The organism is Butyrivibrio sp., from assembly GCF_024699075.1.
The window spans coordinates 1-20,149 of record NZ_JAILQF010000163.1; the positions used below are offsets into that span (position 1 = coordinate 1).

A 20,149-nucleotide genomic window follows, 5' to 3' on the forward strand; every position below is an offset into this window, starting at 1 on the left:
CTTAATATGGCTATAATGTTTGCTTCATGCTTTGTATCAAAGAAAGCACTGTGGGAGCAGAAGAGTACCAGGATCCTTGCAACTATACTATTTGTATTTGCTCTTGTATTTGCCCTTCTTGCAGCATGGAACCTGATTGGAATATATATAGCAGTATACGGACTTACACCCAGACGAATACTGTCTTCCTGGGTGGTTGTAAATGTTATTGTATGGTGTGTTCTTATTCTTATAAGACTTTATAAGAAGATATCTGCAGCGCAGATTGGAATACTTTTTGCAGCATGCTCATTTTCACTGGTAGTCTGTGCATGTTTCTGATTTAGGACATTAAGAGAGAATCCTCGGTGATTCAATTACCGAGTAGTTCACTGATTTATTCAATGATTTGGCCCTGTAATTCGATGATAGGCTCAGGTGTGATCTTATATGCCGGCTTGTAGATGATAGGATGATTCTTGATATAGTAAAGTGCGCATACAAATGTTATTGCAGCAACATATCCTATAGCATCAAGTACAAGATCCTGTACATCAAAGTGGCGATATACTATGAAGGTCTTATGAACCTGATCGCAGAAGCTTGCCATGGAACAAAATGCTATAGAAGCTAAAAATATCAGCATTGTTCGAGAATTACTGTTTTTAAGCTTCCTGCCAACAGGTGATGTTATGATCATTAAGGCCATGAAAAAGCCAAGTGCACCAAACTCGTATATATGAGCCATTCTTCTGGCACTGTTAAGCCCAAGTGACAACCACAGGGCATTGTGATAATGTTTTGGAAATAGCTCTGGAAAAAGAGATTCGACCATATGCTGTGTGCTGATCGTATCATAACCGCTTTGTCTTGTGAGATAAATGATTGCGCCTATTACAGCGGCAGTTGAAATAGCTAATAAAATAAATAAAAAACTAATGGATCTACCCGTGTTTTTCTTCATAGCAGTTACCCCTTTTACGAAGAATTATTAACATCTATATATACATTCTAAAGGGATAACTTAAACCTAAAATAAAGCAAATTTGGCTATTGTTTGAACAATATATGTACACGAAATACCGTTTATATACGTACGAAATTAACTACCCAAGATAATCAAATTGCAAGGAAAAATACTTATTTATAAGTGCGAAGCCTGAGTTATTAATTTACTCCTTGACTTTATTTAATCTATTTCTTAGAATAAATAAATGTAAATGCATTGACCGGAATAAGTAGTTGAATGTACAAGCTACAGAGAGCAGCCGTTTGGTGAGAGGCGCAGCAACTGGCATTTAATGAATACCTCCGTGAGCAGCTTCCCGGAAACATTTTATGGAAGATATTTTCTTCCTGGCCTTATGGTCATGAAAGTATGGGAAGACGGAATCCAACCGTTACTGTGGAAGGGTCTTCATTTTTAGATGATCATAATATCATTTGTAAAGATGAGTACCTGCTGAGGCATAAGGCGTGAGTCTTATGTGAATAAAGGTGGTAACACGGAACAGATCATCCGTCCTTTGTAGCTGACAACAGCGCAAAGGGCTTTTTTTATGTGATGAAGGTCTTTATAAATGTCCAGATACAGGCCTTCATTTAAGCCATAGCCCGGATTGCGCTAATCTTTTTACAGGCACAGAAAGTGCAGAAAGGTAGAAAAATGGGAGTTTATGAAGAACTCGAGGCAAGAGGCCTTCTTGCCCAGGTAACAGACGCAGACAAGATCAGAGAGCTTATCAATAGTGGTAAGGCTACATTCTACATTGGATTTGACTGTACAGCAGACAGTCTTACAGCCGGACACTTTATGGCACTTACTCTTATGAAGAGACTTCAGATGGCAGGTAATAAGCCAATCGCTCTTATCGGCGGTGGTACTACAATGATCGGTGATCCATCAGGACGTACAGATATGCGTAAGATGCTTACAAGAGAAGATATCGATCACAATGCAGAATGCTTCAAGAAGCAGATGGAGAGATTTATCGATTTCTCAGATGGTAAGGCACTTATGGTTAATAATGCTGACTGGCTCTTAAAACTCAACTATGTTGATCTTCTTCGTGAGGTTGGTGCATGCTTTTCAGTTAATAACATGCTTCGTGCAGAGTGCTACAAGCAGCGTATGGAGAAGGGACTTTCCTTCCTTGAATTCAACTACATGATCATGCAGTCATACGATTTCTATCACATGTTCCAGGAGTACGATTGTAACCTTGAGTTTGGTGGAGATGATCAGTGGTCCAACATGCTTGGTGGTACAGAGCTTATCCGTCGTAAACTTGGTAAGGATGCTCATGCTATGACAATCACACTTCTTACAGACTCACAGGGTAAGAAGATGGGTAAGACAGCAGGTAATGCTGTATGGCTTGATCCTAAGAAGACATCTCCATACGATTTCTACCAGTACTGGAGAAACGTTGGCGATGCTGACGTTATGAAGTGCATCAGAATGCTTACATTCCTTCCTCTTGAACAGATTGAAGAGATGGATTCATGGAAGGATGCTAAGCTTAATGAAGCTAAAGAGATCCTTGCATATGAGCTTACAAACATGGTTCACGGCGAGGAAGAAGCTAAGAAGGCTCAGGAAGCTTCCAAGGCACTCTTTGCAGGCGGCGGAGATTCTGCTAATATTCCTGCAGCTTCACTTAAGGAAGAAGATTTCAGAGATGGCAAGGTTGATATCCTTCAGGTACTTGTTTCTGCAGGCCTTTGCGCTACAAGATCAGAAGCAAGACGTAATGTTCAGCAGGGCGGCGTAACTGTTGCAGACGAGAAGGTATCTGACGTAGCTACTACATATGACAAAGAGTTCTTTGCAGGAGACGGTGTAATGGTTCGCCGTGGTAAAAAGGCATTCAAGAAAGTTACACTTTAATAAAACTTCATAGTAAAAAATATTCAAAAAGCATCTTGGGAAACTGAGATGCTTTTTGCTATTTTATGTACATTTTCCAAAGAGGATGCTATAGATATGCGATTCGGATAAAGTAAGCAAATTGTGGTATCATGTAATGAGATGTATTTTTGAATCACGAAACACGTAGTAAATGTTTGTTTTTTGTTATTTACATTCAAGAAGTCATATTTTTGATACAACGACTTCGACCGTACTTATTTATTGCTCCTATTAATCTGTGACATCAAAAGGGAGGTACATCATGGCACTTTCATCAGATCTATATGTTGGAGAACTTCTAATGCGTCTTGTCGGACATCAGACAGGCGAGATAAGTAAAGTCAACTATCAGCCGCAGAAGCCGGCTTTTTCTAAAGAACCCCAGGAAGGTGAGACTTTTATTGAAAGAGCTACACCTGAGTCTCAGGGTATTTCATCAAAGTGGGTCAAAGACCTTTTTGAAACTTTATATGAATGTCCTCATGCCAATCTTCATAAGATCATGGTCATGCGACATGGCAAGGTGATAGGCGAAACTTCTTTTGCTCCATATGATCTTGATTACTGGCATATAGTACATTCCATGTCTAAGTCAGTAACAGGGATGGCAATAGGAATTCTGATAGGCGAAGGAAAGCTTAATATAAATGATAAGATCATAGATATCCTTTCAGATAAGAAAACTCTAAATTCTATGTTAAGGCTTCGAGACATTACTGTAGAGCATCTTCTGTCCATGACAAGTGGCGTACAGTTTAATGAAGCAGGAGCAATGTCCGGTAATGACTGGATCAAAGGCTACATGGATTCCGGAACATCTTTTGCTCCGGGCAAGGAATTTAGCTATAATTCCATGAATTCTTATATTCTTTCTGCGATAGTGACACAGATTACAGGTCAGAGCCTCTTTGATTTTGTAAAAGAGAGAATTTTTGATCCTATGGGAATAAAGCGTGTCTTCTGGGAGGCATGCCCGCAGGGTATTACTAAAGGCGGGTGGGGCCTTTTTATGCGTGCTGAGGATATGTGTAAGCTTGGTCAGCTCTATCTTCAAAAGGGTATGTGGGAAGGCAGACAGCTCGTACCTGAAGGCTGGGTTATTGCATCTACATCAGTTCATGCAAGGACAGATATCCCGGAAGCACCTGAATATGGCTATCACCTATGGCTTATAAACAGCAGACAAGGAGCTTATATCTTCAACGGAATGCTGGGTCAGAATGTCTATATATATCCTGACATTGACATGGTCATTGCAGTTAATGCAGGCAATAACGAGGTATTCCAGACAGGTACCATGACTGATATCCTCTATGAGAAGATGGCCAATATAGAAGTGTCTGAAGATTCGCTTAAGGAAGATAAGTTAAGCACAAGATTCCTTGAAAAGACTATCATGCGTATTCAGGATAAAGAGGTTTTGGGAAAGCTTATCTATAGAGGCGGCTGGAACAGAAGAACAGATTCTTATGATAACAAACAGGACATGATCATGAGGATCAGAGCGCTTTATGGCGCAGTCTATGATCTTGGTGAAAGTGGAATAGGAGTCTTTCCGCTATTAATGCAGATAACCCATAATAACTTTACTGATGGAATTAAAAAGATTGGCTTTGTACCAATTGACAGAAAGCGTTTTGGCGTACAGATATATGAAGGCGACCAGATATACACGCTTCCTTGCGGATTTGATGGATCTGGCAATACTGTCTCATTGAATATTCATGGTGAAGTCTATGATGCTGTTGTAAAGACAAGGCTGTCAACTGATGAATACAACAGAATGGCGATAATGCTAAGGATCTTTTTACTGGAAGAGACGAGTGAGAGGCGTATCAATATCTATCTTGGAAGCAAGTATAGTGATGAAGATACAAGAGGCTTTAGAGGAAGCTGCATTCCAACAGGTATTGATGTGCACTTTAATGAATATCCCGGTAATGACCTTATGTCCAGTGCGCTTTCAAACATAACTAATCTTAAGGGAATTCAGGGTATCCTTTTAAATAAGCTTGAGGAGTATGGGGCATCATTTCTTGTCAGCAAGACTATTCATTATACGATCAATCCAAGGGTCCACGGCTTCCTTATTAAAGATGATGCAGGCGATACTTCTGATGGGGATGAAGGCGGTGCAAATACAAAGTCAGATACGTCTTTGGAAAATGATATGTGCGATATAGAGCCGGATATAGTACAATAAGTAGAATGGCTTTTGGAAAAGCCTGAACTTATAGGAGTGTATTTTTAGATGAATTTAGTATCCATGAAAGATGTCTCTAAGGCATTTACAGACAAGGTCCTTCTTAAGGAGGCATCATTTGGAATTGATGAGGGCGACAGGATCGGAATTATCGGTATAAACGGAACCGGAAAGTCTACGCTGCTTCGCCTTATTGCAGGACTTACAGAGGAAGATTCAGGCGATATTGTAAAGGGCAATAACGTTGTTATATCATACCTTCCTCAGAATCCGGAATTTGATATGGATTATACCCTTTATGATTATGTGGTATCTACCAATGTGGCAAAGCGCCATCCACAGAGTCCATTAGAAGCAAAGGAGTTTGAGGCACAGATAGAAGGAGAAGCCAAGAAGATCCTTAACATACTTGGCTTTAATGATATTGATCAGAAGGTTTCAAAGCTTTCAGGAGGTCAGAGAAAAAAGGCTGCGCTTTGCGCCCGCCTTCTTGAAAACAGTGATATCCTTCTTCTCGATGAGCCTACTAACCATCTTGATAATGCTATGAGTGAGTGGCTCCAGATATATCTTGAGAATTATCGCGGCGCGCTTGTTATGGTAACCCACGACAGATATTTTCTTGATCTTGTCTGCAATAAGATAGTAGAGGTGGATCAGGGAAGACTTTATACTTATGATACCAACTACGAAGGCTATCTTGAGCTTAGGGCTGAACGCATTGCCTCAGCTCTTTCTACTCAGGACAAGCATGCTAATATTTTGAGAAAAGAAATTGCGTGGATGAGAAGGGGTGCCCGCGCCCGTTCTACTAAGCAAAAGGCCCACATCCAGCGTTATGAGGCTCTTCGTGATGAAGAGAAAATAAAGTTTGACGAGGATGTGCAGATATCTGCAATTTCTTCAAGACTTGGTAAAAAGACTATTGAACTTTATAACATAGGTAAGAGCTATGGCGATAGAACTCTTATAAATGACTTTACGTTTACCTTCACAAGAGATGATCGTATAGGTATTCTTGGTCCTAACGGATGCGGCAAGACAACTCTTATGAAGATGATAACAGGCACAATTCCTCCGGATACAGGACATATTGAGATTGGAGAGACTGTCAAGATAGGCTATTATGCCCAGGAAGCAACCTCAATGGATGATAACCAGAGAGTTATCGACTATGTTAAGGATACTGCTGAGTATATTAAGACTGATGACGGCTATATATCTGCATCTCAGATGTGCGAGAAGTTCCTCTTTGAAGGAAGTCTTCAGTATCAGCCTATAGGTAAGCTTTCCGGTGGTGAAAAGAGAAGGCTGTATCTTTGCAAGGTTTTGATGGAAGCTCCCAATGTCCTTATACTTGATGAGCCTACCAACGATCTTGATATAAGGACTCTTCAGATACTTGAAGACTACCTTGACTCTTTTCCCGGAATCGTAATAGCTGTATCCCATGACAGATACTTCCTTGACAGAATAGGAAGACGTATGCTGACCTTTGATTCTTATGGCGGCATACACCTTTATAACGGCTCCTATACTGAGTTCTTTGAAACTCATAAGGAAGGCGTTGATGGAAGTCTTTCCTGGAATTTTGAAGATGATAAAAATGGAAGCTCTTCATCCAAAAAAAACTCTAAGGCAACAGATGATAACGGATCTTCTAAAGATGCAGACGGCACTACTTTAGATGATAAGACAGCGTCAAATGCTACAAGAAGCCATAAATTAAAATTCAGCTATAAAGAGCAAAAAGAATATGAGACAATAGAAGAGACGATCGCCCTGAGCGAGCAGAAGATTGCCAAGTATGAAGAAGATATACTTGCAAATGCTACGGATTTTGGCAAGCTAAGAGAACTCACAGAGAAGAAGGAAGCTGAGGAAAAGAGGCTTGAAGAGCTAATGGACAGATATGTCTATCTTGAAGAGAAGGCTGAAGAAATAGCAAAGCAGTAATACATAAAAATGTTTTAGAAAAAATATGTTTTAGAAAGAGGTGGACTATGACTAACGCTAAAATTTATGAGAAAGTTGAAAAATGTACAGAAGCTGTACGAGCTAAAACAGATTTTGTTCCTAAAGTTGCACTCACACTTGGATCAGGACTTGGCGACTATGCCAAAAATATAGATATTAAAGCAGAGGTATCATATTCAGAGATAGACGGATTCCCTGTATCAACAGTACCGGGCCATGATGGAAAGTTCATATTCGGATATGTAGGAAATACTCCTGTAGTATGCATGAAGGGAAGAGTACACTATTATGAAGGTTATCCTATTTCTGATGTAGTACTTCCTGCACGTGTTATGAGACAGCTTGGTGCTGAGATATTATTCCTTACAAATGCAAGTGGCGGTGTTAATTATCACTTTAATGCCGGAGACCTTATGCTTATAACAGATCACATAAGCTGCTTTGCACCTAATCCGCTTATAGGACCTAATGATGACAGACTCGGTCTTAGGTTCCCTGATATGAGCACTGTTTATAATGCAGAGCTTCAGAAGATCCTTAAAGATACTGCGATCAAGAATGAGATTGCTCTTAAAGAGGGTATATACTGCCAGCTTACAGGACCTTCATTTGAATCTCCTGCAGAAATCCGTATGCTTAGAACTCTCGGCGTTGATGCAGTTGGTATGAGTACTGTTGTAGAAGCTATTGCAGCTAACCATATGGGAATGAAGGTCTGCGGAGTATCCTGCATCAGTAATCTTGCTGCAGGAATGAGCCAGAATCCTCTTAACCACGAGGAAGTTCAGGAGGCAGCAGATATGGCAGCTCCTCGCTTTGCAAAGCTTGTAACAGAATCTGTAAAGCAGTTTAACGAACTTTGATCTTGATACATTTTAATGCATTTATATAACTTGTCATAGAATAGTTTATTGGAGGATATGTAAGTGAACATAAGATTTTATAATGCCAGAATCCTTACCATGGAAGAGGATAAGCCTGTCTTTATAGGTGAAGTATGGACAAATGGAGACAAGATATCTTTTGTCGGAACAGAGGATGAAGCAAGTAGTGCTAACATATATAGAAGCTTTGATCGTGAGATAGATTGTAAGAAGAATCTTCTTATGCCAGGATTTAAAAATGCGCATACTCATAGCGCGATGACTTTGATGAGATCACTTGCAGATGATCTTCCTACTCAGGAATGGCTCAATAATCAGATATTCCCTATTGAAGCACATATGACAGGTGATGATATCTACTCTCTTACAAAGCTTGCAATACTTGAGTATCTTACAAGTGGCATTACATCAATATTTGATATGTATCTAACCCCTGAGACTATTGCTAAAGCCTCTAGAGAAGCCGGAATGAGATGTGTTCAGGTAGGATGCGTCAATAACTTTTCCCAGTCACTTGAACTTGTTGAGAGAATGTACAATGAGCTAAATAGTGAAGATGATCCGCTTAATTCCTATTTTATGGGAATACATGCAGAGTATACCTGTTCTCCTGAGCTTCTTACTAAATTTTCAGACCTTGTTCACAGGTATAAGGCGCCTGTATTCACACATATAGCAGAGACTAAGTCTGAAACTTTGGGATGCGTAGAACGCTATGGAATGAGTCCTGTAAAGTATCTTGCGTCCATGGGACTTTTCGACTTTGGGGGCGGTGGATATCACCTCGTTCATGTTAACGAGGAAGATATGCAGATCCTTAAAGAGAAGAACATGTATGTCGTTACTAATCCCGGATCCAACGTTAAGCTTGCTTCAGGAATAGCTCCTATATCAGACTATCTTAAGCATGGTATTCCTGTAGCACTAGGAACAGATGGACCTGCGTCCAATAACAGCCTTGATTTCTTCAGGGAGATGTTCCTTGTAACGGGACTTGCCAAGATTCGTGATGATGATGCTTCATCAGTTGATGCAATGGAAGTACTCAAGATGGCTACCGTTAACGGTGCTCATGCTATGGGCATTGATGACTGTGATACACTTTCACTTGGCAAGCAGGCAGATATGATAATGATAGATCTTGATCAGCCCAACATGCAGCCAATCAATAACATATGCAAGAATATCGTATATAGCGGAAGCAAGCAGAATGTTAAGATGACAATGATCGCTGGCGTTATAAGATACGAAGACGGTAAGTTCAATATTGGAGTAGATCCTCATGATCTTTACGCTGAAGCTGAGAACATCAAGAGAAGGATCATGAAAGAAATCGGAAGAGACTAAATAAAAGACACAAAGATAGGAAAAATTTATGCAGGTTTATATAACAGTTCTTGGAATAATTGTTGCAATCCTTGTCATAGCAGCAATCCTTGGTAAGAGAAACGAAAAAAGAGCAGAGAAATATTTTAGAAACAAGGCAAAGAAAAACTGGGGCAAGGAATCTGATATCGATATCAGAGAAAGCCGCAGAAAGGCAATACCCAAGTATTTTGAAAATCATAAAGAAAAGACAGCCATTGATGATATCACCTGGAATGATCTTGGACTTGATTCAATATATGACAGGATCAATTATTGTAAATCAGGAGCTGGACAGGAGTATCTGTATTACAGACTCAGAACTCCCATGCAGACAGATGATTTTGATGCATTTGAAAAGCAGGTAGATAACTTCACAGACAAAGAGGATCTTAGAATAGAGACTCAGCTTGCTTTTGCCAAGATGTCCAATTATGGCAAGTATTCTCTTTATGATTATATTGGATCACTTGATGAACTTAAGATGCCTTCAAGACTTCCTCATATTATTGCGGATATCCTTATCCTTATATCAATTGCAGGATGCTTTGTAAGGTTCGAGCTATTTCTCGTTATTATAATTGCGTGCCTTTTGTATAATGCAGTTACTTATTTTGTCATAAAAGGTGATATATCACCATATCTGTATATCTTTGGATATATCAATAGAATGCTTGGAGGAGTAGATCTTTTTAAGAAACTTGATGATGAGGTTCTTAAGGAAGAGACCAGGGACTTCTTCAAATATGAAAAAGAGACAGACTCTTTTAAAAGAGGTTCATGGATAATCCTTGATCCGGGCAGACTTTCTAACAGCGGCGATCCTATGAATATGCTGCTTGATTATATCTGCATGTTCACTCATATAGATCTTTTCAAATTTAAGAGTATGTATAATTTCGTTAAGACTCATGGCGAGCTTCTTGACGATATAGTTACAGCTTTGGGCCGTATCGAGACTGAGATATCTGTAGCATGCTATAGAGCATCACTTGATGGTAATTACTGTCTTCCTGAGTTTACAGCAGATGATACCAAATATGATGCAGCTAATCTCTATCATCCCTGCATGAACAATCCTGTTCTTAACAGCATAAGTGCTGATAAGGGAGTCCTTATAACAGGATCAAATGCATCAGGTAAGTCAACCTTCCTTAAGACAAGTGCAATTGCAGCAGTAATGGCTCAGACAATTCATACTGTTAATGCAACTTCATATACAGCGCCTCTTTACAGAATTTATTCTTCAATGGCGCTTAGAGACGATCTTGCTGGCGGAGACAGCTATTATATTGTCGAGATCAAATCCTTAAAGAGAATCCTTGATGCTGCCAATGAAGATGGAAACAGGATATTCTGCCTTATTGATGAAGTACTTAGAGGCACTAATACAATTGAGAGAATTGCAGCTTCAACGCAGATACTTAAGAGCCTTGATCATAAGAATATCCAGTGCTTTGCAGCAACTCACGATATTGAGCTTACAGAGCTTTTGAAAGATTATTATGATAACTACCACTTTGAAGGCGAAGTCACAGATTCTGACGTTCACTTCAGCTATAAGATCAAAAAAGGACCTGCTACAAATAGAAATGCTATAAAGCTTCTTTCTATAATAGGTTACGATCCAAAGATTGTTGCAGATGCTCAGAATATGGCAGATGAATTCACAAAGACAGGAACCTGGGCTGAATAGGAGAATAGTCTTTATAGTTAAAGTTTGGACTGGAAGAGATGATAGTCTTCATAGATACAGTTTGAACTGGAAAAGATGATTGTCTGCATACTTAAAATTGTTCGGAGGTAGAATGAACCACATCGAGATATATACAGATGGCGCAGCCAGAGGTAATCCGGACGGCCCCGGTGGATATGGCGCAGTACTTAAATTTACGGATGCAAAAGGAGAGCTTCATATTAAGGAGCTTTCAGCAGGATTTGATAAGACCACAAATAACAGAATGGAGCTTCTTGGAGTTATTAAGGCTCTGGAAGCTTTGAATCATCCCTGCGAAATTGATCTGTATTCTGATTCCAAGTATGTTATCAGTGCATTTAATGAGCACTGGATAGAAGGCTGGATCAAAAAAGGCTGGGTCAATGCTTCCAAAAAGCCTGTAAAGAACAGACCTTTATGGGAAAGACTATTAGAGGCTGTCAAAGATCACAATATTACCTGGCACTGGGTCAAAGGCCATGCAGGTCATCCGGAGAATGAAAGGTGCGACGAGCTTGCAACAAGCGCAGCAGATAGCGATCCGTCAGCGCTTCTTCATGATGATGGAAGCGACCTCAAAAGTATTTGCTGATCTTGACCGAAATATTACCTGTAGCTTTTATTATTTCCTGTGCGGAAAATGAAAATGAGCCTAAGAATTCTTAGTTAATAGTTTAATAGCTACTAACTTAGACATATTTCAGAATACTTTATAGTATGTTTAGAATATCTAATTCTGAAAATGATAGAATAAAATTCATAAAAGTCATTACAGGTACAAGTATATTTTAGAACAGGTACTTATGAAAGGAATATATGAACGAGGTTAAACAGCCCAAAAAACCACTGATCTTTTATTATATGGCAGTCCTTCTTCTGATAGCAGTTCTAAATCTGGTAGTAGTTCCACTTATGATGGGAGCTAACAGGACAGAGGTGTCATACAGTCAGTTTATTACTGATACTACAGAAGGTAATATCAATAATGTAAAGATCTTTTCTAATGAGATAGTATATCAGAACAATGATGGTAATTACTATTACACAGCTACCATCTACGATCCTGACCTGGTACAAAGGTTAGCAGATAATAATGTTACTTTCTCAAGTGAAGTAGAGACGCAGACGTCTCCTATAATGGAATTTATTCTTACCTTTGTACTTCCTATAGCGATCTTTATCCTGCTTGGAAGATGGCTTTCAAACAGGATGATGGACAAGATGGGCGGCGGTTCATCAGGACAGTCCATGATGTTCGGAGGCCTTGGAAAGTCTAATGCAAGAGTATATGTTCAGTCAACTGAAGGAATTAAATTCGCTGATGTTGCCGGAGAAGAAGAGGCCAAGGAAAATCTTCAGGAGATAGTAGACTATCTTCATAATCCTGGTAAATATAAGGAAATCGGAGCATCAATGCCAAAGGGTATCCTGCTTGTAGGACCTCCCGGAACAGGTAAGACAATGCTTGCAAAGGCAGTTGCAGGTGAAGCTAACGTTCCGTTCTTTTCCATGAGCGGATCTGAATTCGTTGAGATGTTTGTAGGTATGGGTGCTTCCAAGGTAAGAGACCTCTTCAAACAGGCCAAAGAAAAAGCTCCCTGTATCGTATTTATCGATGAGATCGATGCCATAGGTAAAAAGCGTGACGGACAGCTCAACGGCAATGATGAAAGAGAGCAGACACTTAACCAGCTCCTTACAGAAATGGATGGTTTTGAAGGCAATAACGGAGTTATGATCCTTGCTGCTACCAACAGACCAGAATCTCTTGATCCTGCTCTTACAAGACCCGGACGTTTCGACAGAAGAGTTCCTGTTGAACTTCCTGATCTTAAAGGACGTGAAGATATTCTTAAGGTTCATGCCAAGAAGATCAAGATTTCAGATGATGTTGACTTTAATAAGATAGCAAGAATGGCAACAGGTACATCAGGTGCTGAACTTGCAAATATCATAAATGAAGGAGCTTTAAGGGCTGTAAGAGACGGAAGAAGATTTGCTAATCAGTCAGACCTTGAAGAAAGTATAGAAGTTGTAATAGCCGGTTATCAGAAGAAAAATTCTATTATGTCTGATAAAGAAAGGCTCATCGTATCTTATCATGAAGTAGGACATGCTCTAGTTGCAGCAATGCAAAAGGGAACAGCTCCTGTTCAGAAGATAACAATTGTACCACGTACAAGCGGCGCTCTTGGATATACCATGCAGGTAGAAGAAGAGGGCAATCATTATCTTATGAGTAAGACTGAACTTGAAAACGAGATCGCTACCCTTACAGGCGGACGTGCCGCAGAAGAAGTAGAGTTTGGATCAGTTACAACAGGTGCTTCCAACGATATCGAGCGTGCGACCAAGCTTGCAAGAGCTATGATCACAAGATATGGAATGTCTGATGATTTCGATATGGTAGCCCTTGAAACTGTTAATAATCAGTATCTTGGCGGAGATGCTTCTCTTGCTTGCTCATCTGAAACCCAGAGCCTTATAGACAAGAAGGTAGTAGAGCTTGTAAGAAATCAGCACGAGAAAGCCATTAATATACTAAAAGACAACAAACCAAAGCTTGATGAAATAGCTAAATACCTTTACGAAAAGGAAACTATCACTGGCGAAGAATTCATGAATATACTGAATCGTAAAACAGATATTGCCGCTATGAAAATCGGCTACGAAGAGGTCTGATTTTGTTATAAAAACCGTAAACTCCCCATTATCTCTTTAGATAATGGGGAGTTTACGGTTTTGGTAGTTATCTTAGATGTATCATGATATACTTAATATGTGCAAGTGATTGTTGTTTGTTGTAAGGGGTGAATATGGATATAACTGCTTTTTCTACAGGAACAGATATAACAATCTATATCCCTATTATGGACAAGATGATTCCCGCTCTTTGTAAGGTTATAGGCCCAAGAGAGCAGGGCATAATGGTCACGCAACCAAAGTATAAAGGCGTACCATTAAATGAGATGCACGATTTTTCTTTTAGTATTCACGATAAGGATTTTAACAGATATAATTTTAGATGCAGCCTGATAAGACCTATTCCTGAGCTTAATAACATGTTCTATTACATGGAAGGACTTCAGGGAATAGATCCAAGAAATTATCGCCGGGCAGAGAGATATCCCGTTGGAATAATGGGAGTTGCCCATTCAGGTGTCAGCAAGGATGTTCATGTGGTTATCTATGATATATCCATGAGAGGAATATCTTTTGCTATGGAGAGAGAAGCTGTTTTTCGCCTTGGAGAAGATGTTACTGTTGTATTCCAGGAGAAAGAGCACAATAAACATCTGAACATACAGGCATCTATTGTCAGGAAATTTTCTCTTGATGAATATGAGGCCGTAGGATGCAAAATGCATAATTTAGAGCCTGATGTAATGGCTTTTATAAACTGGCTCAAAGAACAACATACTACTAAGGAGGAATCCCAAGATCTGACATGATCTTGTTTCCGGATACTTACATATATGAAAAAGATAGCTTTACTTACAGATGGCTGGCGTAAATATGTTGTTTATGCCTGGACAGAAGGCATAATGAGAAAGATCAGGAATGAGAATCTCGATATGGCTCTTTTTCAGTTCAACAGTTTTGGAAACTGGAGTCGCGACAGAGATAATAATGCCGGAGAATACAATATTTTCAGACTTCCTGAACTTGAAGAATATGATGGGATCATAATTGATGCTAATAATATCATGGATTATGAAGTCCTTCAGAACCTCTTAGCAATTGTCAAAAAAAGTGGAAAGCCTGCAGTCAGCATTGGCCATGAATTCCCTGATCTGTATTATGTTGGAATAGATAACAGAAGGCCCATCGAAGAGATAATGGACCATCTTTATAATGTCCATAACTGCAGAAGATTTGTTTTTGCAGGAGGCCCCGGCGATAATTTTGAGAACAGACAAAGGGCAGAATCCTATCTGGATTGTCTCCAGAAATATCATCTTACAGAACTTAATAATCCTGTACTTTACGGAGATTATAGCTTTGCTACAGGTGTCCGTTATATGGAAGATTATATTAAAAACAATAAGCAGCTTCCTGATGTTTTTGTATGTTCAAATGACAATATTGCAACAGGAATATGCAGAACAGCTGAGCTAAACGGATATCATGTGCCAGGGGATTTCCTTGTTACAGGATTTGACAACCTTGAAAAAGCAAGAAATTACCTGCCTCAGATAACTACTGTAAATATGGACAGGGAGCTTATAGGTGAGCAGGCACTTAATATACTTATGGATATTTGGGATGGCAAGGAGGTTCCTTCTCACAGATATACAGATGCTAATGTTATATATGCAGAAAGCTGTGGCTGTCCTAATAGTGGAATGGTCGATTATCGTAACTACCTAAAGAGTATGATAGATTCTAGTTGCGCCAGGGAAGTTTTCGACAATGAAGTAGCGATTCTTGAAAGAGAAGTTCTAAAAGAGACAAGAATGCACGATATGTTCGATGACATAGAAAGATATATGTGCAAGAAGAACATTGATGGATTCTATATAGTTGTAGATGAGAGATTATTTGATCCAAGCATGAATACTCATTTTCCCAAAGAAGGGTATTCAAGACCTAATCTTAAGGTTCAGCTTGCTATTGTTGATGGAAAGAGCAAGAGCTTTTCTTCTGTTCCAGAGCTTATAGGCTTTATGGATGAGAATTTAAAAGCAAGTCATTACCTCTTTAGCCCGGTTCATTTTGGCAATGAAGCTGTAGGTTTTACTGTTCATAAAAATCCTGAATTTTTATATGAATGGTCTAACCTTCTGGATATTCAGGAAGGTATAGTTTCCGGCTTTAAGAATCTTTTTTATAAAAAGCAGATCACCAATGCTATGAAGCAGCTTGAGGATATATACAACAAGGACCAGCTTACAGGTGTCTACAACAGGATTGCACTAACAGATATCGTGGAATCAAGATTCAATAAGGAAAGGATAAGAGGAGTTGTCTGGGGTGTTGTTTTTGTTGATGCTGACAACTTCAAGATTCTTAATGACAGATATGGTCACGAGTATGGTGATAAGGTACTTAAAAAGATAGCAACTACCATGAAGGAGTATGTTCCTGAAGGCGGTAATGTGTTCAGATTTGGTGGAGATGAGTTTGTAGCTCTTTTTCCAAATGCTTCAAGAGGAACCTTGAAGGAGTATAGAGAAAAAGTGGTCAGTGAACTTAAGCGAAATGATACTGCGATCAGTATGGGATGCTGTCTTACTGATATGAATATGACACTAAAGCTTGATGATTATATATCAGCTGCGGATGGAAGCATGTATCTTGAAAAGAACGCAAAAGACTAACCTGCATCATGATGGCTATTTAGTAATAGCGCAGCCGGAAACTATTGCCTTTAGATGAGGGTTAGTTCATCCTCCTATAAAAATCTTATGAGTTAAACTAATTTTTTATAAGATTTTTGCCGAAATTCTATTTGGTTATCTATTTATTAATCGACTTGATTATTCGGACATTTTCGGAGGATACGGATGAAGAAATTCTTCTATCATGAACATGTCAGATTTTATATATTGAGTTTTCTTGCGCTGGGCTTTTTCATAACAACAGGAATATTTGCCTATCAGACCAAGGATTATAATGAGTTTTTCTTTGCCAGAGATTATGGAGTTCTTATTGACTTTAATGATGGCTGGATAGATGAAGACGGCAGAGAAGTTAACCTTGAAGCACTTGATTATAAAGACTGCGATACTAAAGATTATTATCTTTTCCATCGTGTTATTCCTGATGGACTCTTGGGTGAAGAGTCTTTATGTTTTGAAGTAAAGCATATGGGCTATGCTATCTATTTTGATGACAGAGAATATGATGGCTATGAAGAAGGCGAGATCCCGGAGGGTATGGATTTCTATCTGGAAGAAATAGATGAATCAGCCGAGGATTATACAGATTTTGATAAGTCTATAACTGATTATTTTACCGAGTTTAGATATGAGTACGGAGTTGATTATATAGCATCGTCCAGCGATGGAAGAGGGTCCGGTATTGGTAGCCGCGGTGCAGGTACTTATCTTAAGACTATGCAGATGTATTCGTCTGATTCCGGCGATACTATCTATCTGCAGCTGTTCCCTGTTTATAAAAGTTCCAGTATCAGTAATATTATGATTGAGCCTGCTAATGCTTATATAAGATATCGCATTCTGTCGGCTCTTCCCAAGTACATAGTATGTCTTATTATAATAATAACCGGCGTAGTTGTTATTGTTATCAGCATCATCATAAGGGATAGCAGTTCCATTAAAATCTATGAAGCTTTGTCGGCACTTATAATACTTGTTGGCTCCTGGTCTTTGATAGAAACGCATTTTCTTGATTATATACTGGGAACCTCTGAGTTTTTGCATACGATATCGTATTTCCTTCTTATGTCTATGGCTTATCCCGTTGCGCTTTTTAGTGATACTGTAACGCTTAAACCACATAAGAAGATGGCCGGAATTGTATTCTGGATAACTGTTTCATTTATTATTGTATGTACATTTCTAAATTATAATGATATTTGGGATTTCCATGATTCAGTAATATTATCAGATGCCCTTATTATGATCACAGGTGTAATTGTCATCGTCAGGATTATTGCTGATCAGAAATTCAGAAGAGATAATGATCTTCATGTTAATATGAACTGGATCAATGTTTCTCTTGCGATTGTTACATTGTTTGGATTCGCTGATCTTTTGACCTACTTTGATATATTGAAAGTAAGTCCAGCTCTTGACAGCAGCTTTTTCACCAGGATAGGTGTCCTTATATTTACGGCCGGTATGTTTGTGAATGTCTTCAAAGAAGTTGTAGATAGAAACAGACAGGCTGATAAAGCCGGAACCTATATGGAGATGGCATTTACCGATGCCCTTACAGGTATACCTAACCGCGGTGCCTTCCTTCTTAAGGAAAGCGAGCTTGCGGACAGGATGAAAGATCTTTCGAAGAGAAAAAAAGATACAAACTTCCAGATAGTATATATTGCCTTTGACCTTAACGGACTTAAGATTGTAAATGATACTCTTGGTCATGCCAAAGGTGATGATTATATTATTGCAGCTGCAGGATTTTTGATGCAGTCGTTTGCAGAATACGGCTATGTCTACAGAATAGGCGGAGATGAATTCGCATCATTTATTGCAAGCGATAATGCAGTTGCCAGGTATGAAGAATGCATTGGCAAGCTTATAGAACTTATCAAAGGTTATAATGCAAGTTCTGACAATGATGTTCAGATGCATATAGCATATGGCTACGGTATATGGCAGCCTGGAGATCCAAGGACCATCAGCCAGATAGAAAAAGAAGGCGATGAAGCCATGTACGAAAAGAAACGTCTTATGAAAAAAGAGGCGGCCAAAAACAAAGGATAATTACTCTAAAAGAGGCGGGCTTAAACAACGACGCTAAAAAAACAAAGAGGGAGGCAATTATTATGTGGGCTTACGAGAGTGTTTTTTACCAGATATATCCACTTGGTGAATGTGGTGCACCCTTTGAAAATGACGGCAAACCGGAGAAGAGGATCAAAAAACTTGATGCTTATGTACCTCATCTTAAAAAGCTTGGTGTAAAGGGAGTGCTCTTTAATCCGCTCTTTGACTCAGATACACATGGTTATAACACCAGAGATTATCGCAAGGTTGATGTAAGACTTGGCGATAATGACGACTTCAAAAAGCTTGTAGACAAGCTTCATAAGGCAGGAATAAAGGTAATACTTGATGCTGTCTTCAACCACGTTGGCCGCGGATTCTGGGGATTTACAGATGTCCTTGAAAAAAGAGAATCATCCCCATATAAGGACTGGTTTCATATTAACTTCCAGGGTAATGATGGCTATAATGACGGACTGTGGTATGAAGGCTGGGAAGGTAATTTTGATCTTGTAAAGCTTAATCTTCAGAATCCGGCTGTTACAGATTATCTCATAGATACAGTTAGATACTGGATTGATACTTTTGATATAGATGGACTAAGACTGGATGTTGCATACTGCCTTGATCAGAACTTCATCAAAAGGCTCAGATATGAATCTTCACAGATGAAAGAAGATTTCTTCCTGATGGGAGAGATGATAGGCGGAGATTACAGAAATATCTGCGGAGATGGTCTATGCGATAGCGCGACCAATTACGAATGCTATAAGGGCCTTTTTTCTTCAATGAATTCCTATAATCTATTTGAAATAACACATTCACTTCTGCGTCAGTTCGGTCCTGAGAACTGGACGCTTTATAGAGGCATGCATCTGTGGTCATTTGTAGATAATCATGATGTAACGAGAGTTGCAAGTATATTGTCTAATCCTGAGCATATTAAGCCAATCTATGCTCTTATGTGCGGTATGCCGGGTATACCATCTGTATACTATGGAAGTGAGTGGGGCTTTAAGGCTGATAAGTCTCAGGGAGATCCTGCGCTTAGGCCTATGTTTGATGAGCCCAAATGGAATGATCTTACGGATTATGTTAAGGGCTGCGTTAATGCATTCCAGTCATCCAGGGCGCTTCAGTACGGCTCCTTTAAATCGCTGGTACTTCAGAATAAGGCGTGTGTATGGGAAAGAGAGTGTGATGATGACAGGGTGATGGTTGCCTGTAATATTGATGATGCACCGTTTACAGCTCACTTTGATGCAAGGGCTGGGCGCGCCAAAGATCTCATAACCGGCCAAACCATAGATTTTGGCGGCGGCCTCGAAATCCCGCCTTGCACAGCCTACATCCTGCAGCCATATTAAAGACTGCGCTTCACGATTATAAAGAAAATCAGGTCCCGTTCGCTTTACCGGTAAAGCTGAACGGGATTTTTGATACATATAAATGCTTCAAATACGCAAGAAGATAATATTATTTATAATGTGCGAAGTTTGAATTAAATAATTGTCAACTACTTCATTTATGTTTGGTCAAACTGCAAACAATATAGTTTTATAATACAAAAGATATATCATTTATGATTCGAAATAGAATTTTTTTAAAAAGTATTGACCTTCCATCTTGTGGAAGGTTTATATTTAAGCTAAGGCAAGGCCAAGTCTTAATGAAATAGCTGCAGTTCTTATAAGAAGAATATGTAATCTG

At 39.2% G+C, this 20,149-nt stretch carries 14 protein-coding genes and 1 other annotated feature; of the genes, 13 read left to right on the plus strand and 1 reads right to left on the minus strand.

All coding sequences use genetic code 11. The annotated features are described in order from the left end of the window. On the plus strand, positions 1-321 hold a 321-nt coding region (locus K6G87_RS06295), incomplete at its 5' end, for a DUF4153 domain-containing protein (protein ID WP_296835045.1). A 55-nt stretch (positions 322-376) separates the two neighbouring features. Here K6G87_RS06295 and K6G87_RS06300 read toward each other — a convergent pair. Continuing rightward, complete coding sequence (locus tag K6G87_RS06300; RefSeq protein ID WP_296835047.1) at positions 377-943, minus strand: VanZ family protein; 567 nt, start codon at positions 941-943, stop codon at positions 377-379. A gap of 252 nt (positions 944-1,195) precedes the next feature. Continuing rightward, positions 1,196-1,509 (plus strand) — a binding site (T-box leader). Positions 1,510-1,645: 136 nt separating this feature from the next. Here K6G87_RS06300 and tyrS point away from each other — a divergent pair. The 12 genes from tyrS to K6G87_RS06360 all read left to right on the plus strand — a co-directional run bounded on the left by tyrS (position 1,646) and on the right by K6G87_RS06360 (position 19,806). Beyond that, positions 1,646-2,869, plus strand: coding sequence for a tyrosine--tRNA ligase (tyrS, locus tag K6G87_RS06305; RefSeq protein WP_296835049.1), 1,224 nt, complete (start codon positions 1,646-1,648; stop codon positions 2,867-2,869). Between the two features lie 283 nt (positions 2,870-3,152). Then, positions 3,153-5,093, plus strand: a complete 1,941-nt coding sequence (locus tag K6G87_RS06310) for a serine hydrolase domain-containing protein (RefSeq protein WP_296835051.1) — start codon at positions 3,153-3,155, stop codon at positions 5,091-5,093. 48 nt (positions 5,094-5,141) lie between these two features. Next, the gene (locus K6G87_RS06315; protein ID WP_296835052.1) at positions 5,142-7,049 is read left to right on the plus strand and encodes an ABC-F family ATP-binding cassette domain-containing protein; all 1,908 of its coding nucleotides are present in this window, start codon (positions 5,142-5,144) and stop codon (positions 7,047-7,049) included. 47 nt (positions 7,050-7,096) lie between these two features. Beyond that, the gene (locus tag K6G87_RS06320) at positions 7,097-7,933 is read left to right on the plus strand and encodes a purine-nucleoside phosphorylase (protein ID WP_296835054.1); all 837 of its coding nucleotides are present in this window, start codon (positions 7,097-7,099) and stop codon (positions 7,931-7,933) included. A 63-nt stretch (positions 7,934-7,996) separates the two neighbouring features. Beyond that, entirely contained in the window at positions 7,997-9,301 is a 1,305-nt protein-coding gene (locus tag K6G87_RS06325; RefSeq protein ID WP_296835056.1) for an amidohydrolase family protein, read from the plus strand. A gap of 28 nt (positions 9,302-9,329) precedes the next feature. Then, positions 9,330-11,015: a MutS-related protein gene (locus K6G87_RS06330; protein ID WP_296835058.1), complete on the plus strand. Its 1,686-nt coding sequence runs from the start codon at positions 9,330-9,332 to the stop codon at positions 11,013-11,015. 112 nt (positions 11,016-11,127) lie between these two features. Further along, complete coding sequence (rnhA, locus tag K6G87_RS06335) at positions 11,128-11,628, plus strand: ribonuclease HI (protein ID WP_296835059.1); 501 nt, start codon at positions 11,128-11,130, stop codon at positions 11,626-11,628. A gap of 224 nt (positions 11,629-11,852) precedes the next feature. Continuing rightward, on the plus strand, positions 11,853-13,718 hold the full coding sequence (gene ftsH, locus K6G87_RS06340; RefSeq protein WP_296835061.1) for an ATP-dependent zinc metalloprotease FtsH: 1,866 nt from the start codon (positions 11,853-11,855) through the stop codon (positions 13,716-13,718). A gap of 134 nt (positions 13,719-13,852) precedes the next feature. Next, on the plus strand, positions 13,853-14,488 hold the full coding sequence (locus K6G87_RS06345) for a PilZ domain-containing protein (protein WP_296835063.1): 636 nt from the start codon (positions 13,853-13,855) through the stop codon (positions 14,486-14,488). Positions 14,489-14,512: 24 nt separating this feature from the next. Further along, positions 14,513-16,357 (plus strand): substrate-binding and GGDEF domain-containing protein, encoded by a 1,845-nt coding sequence (locus K6G87_RS06350; RefSeq protein ID WP_296835065.1) that lies wholly within the window; start codon positions 14,513-14,515, stop codon positions 16,355-16,357. A 186-nt stretch (positions 16,358-16,543) separates the two neighbouring features. Then, a complete protein-coding gene (locus tag K6G87_RS06355; RefSeq protein WP_296835067.1) occupies positions 16,544-18,436 on the plus strand; it encodes a GGDEF domain-containing protein in 1,893 nt (630 codons plus the stop codon). Positions 18,437-18,498: 62 nt separating this feature from the next. After that, positions 18,499-19,806 carry an alpha-amylase family glycosyl hydrolase gene (locus K6G87_RS06360; protein WP_296835069.1) on the plus strand — a complete coding sequence of 436 codons (1,308 nt, stop codon included), beginning with the start codon at positions 18,499-18,501 and terminating at the stop codon, positions 19,804-19,806. Positions 19,807-20,149 lie beyond the last annotated feature (343 nt).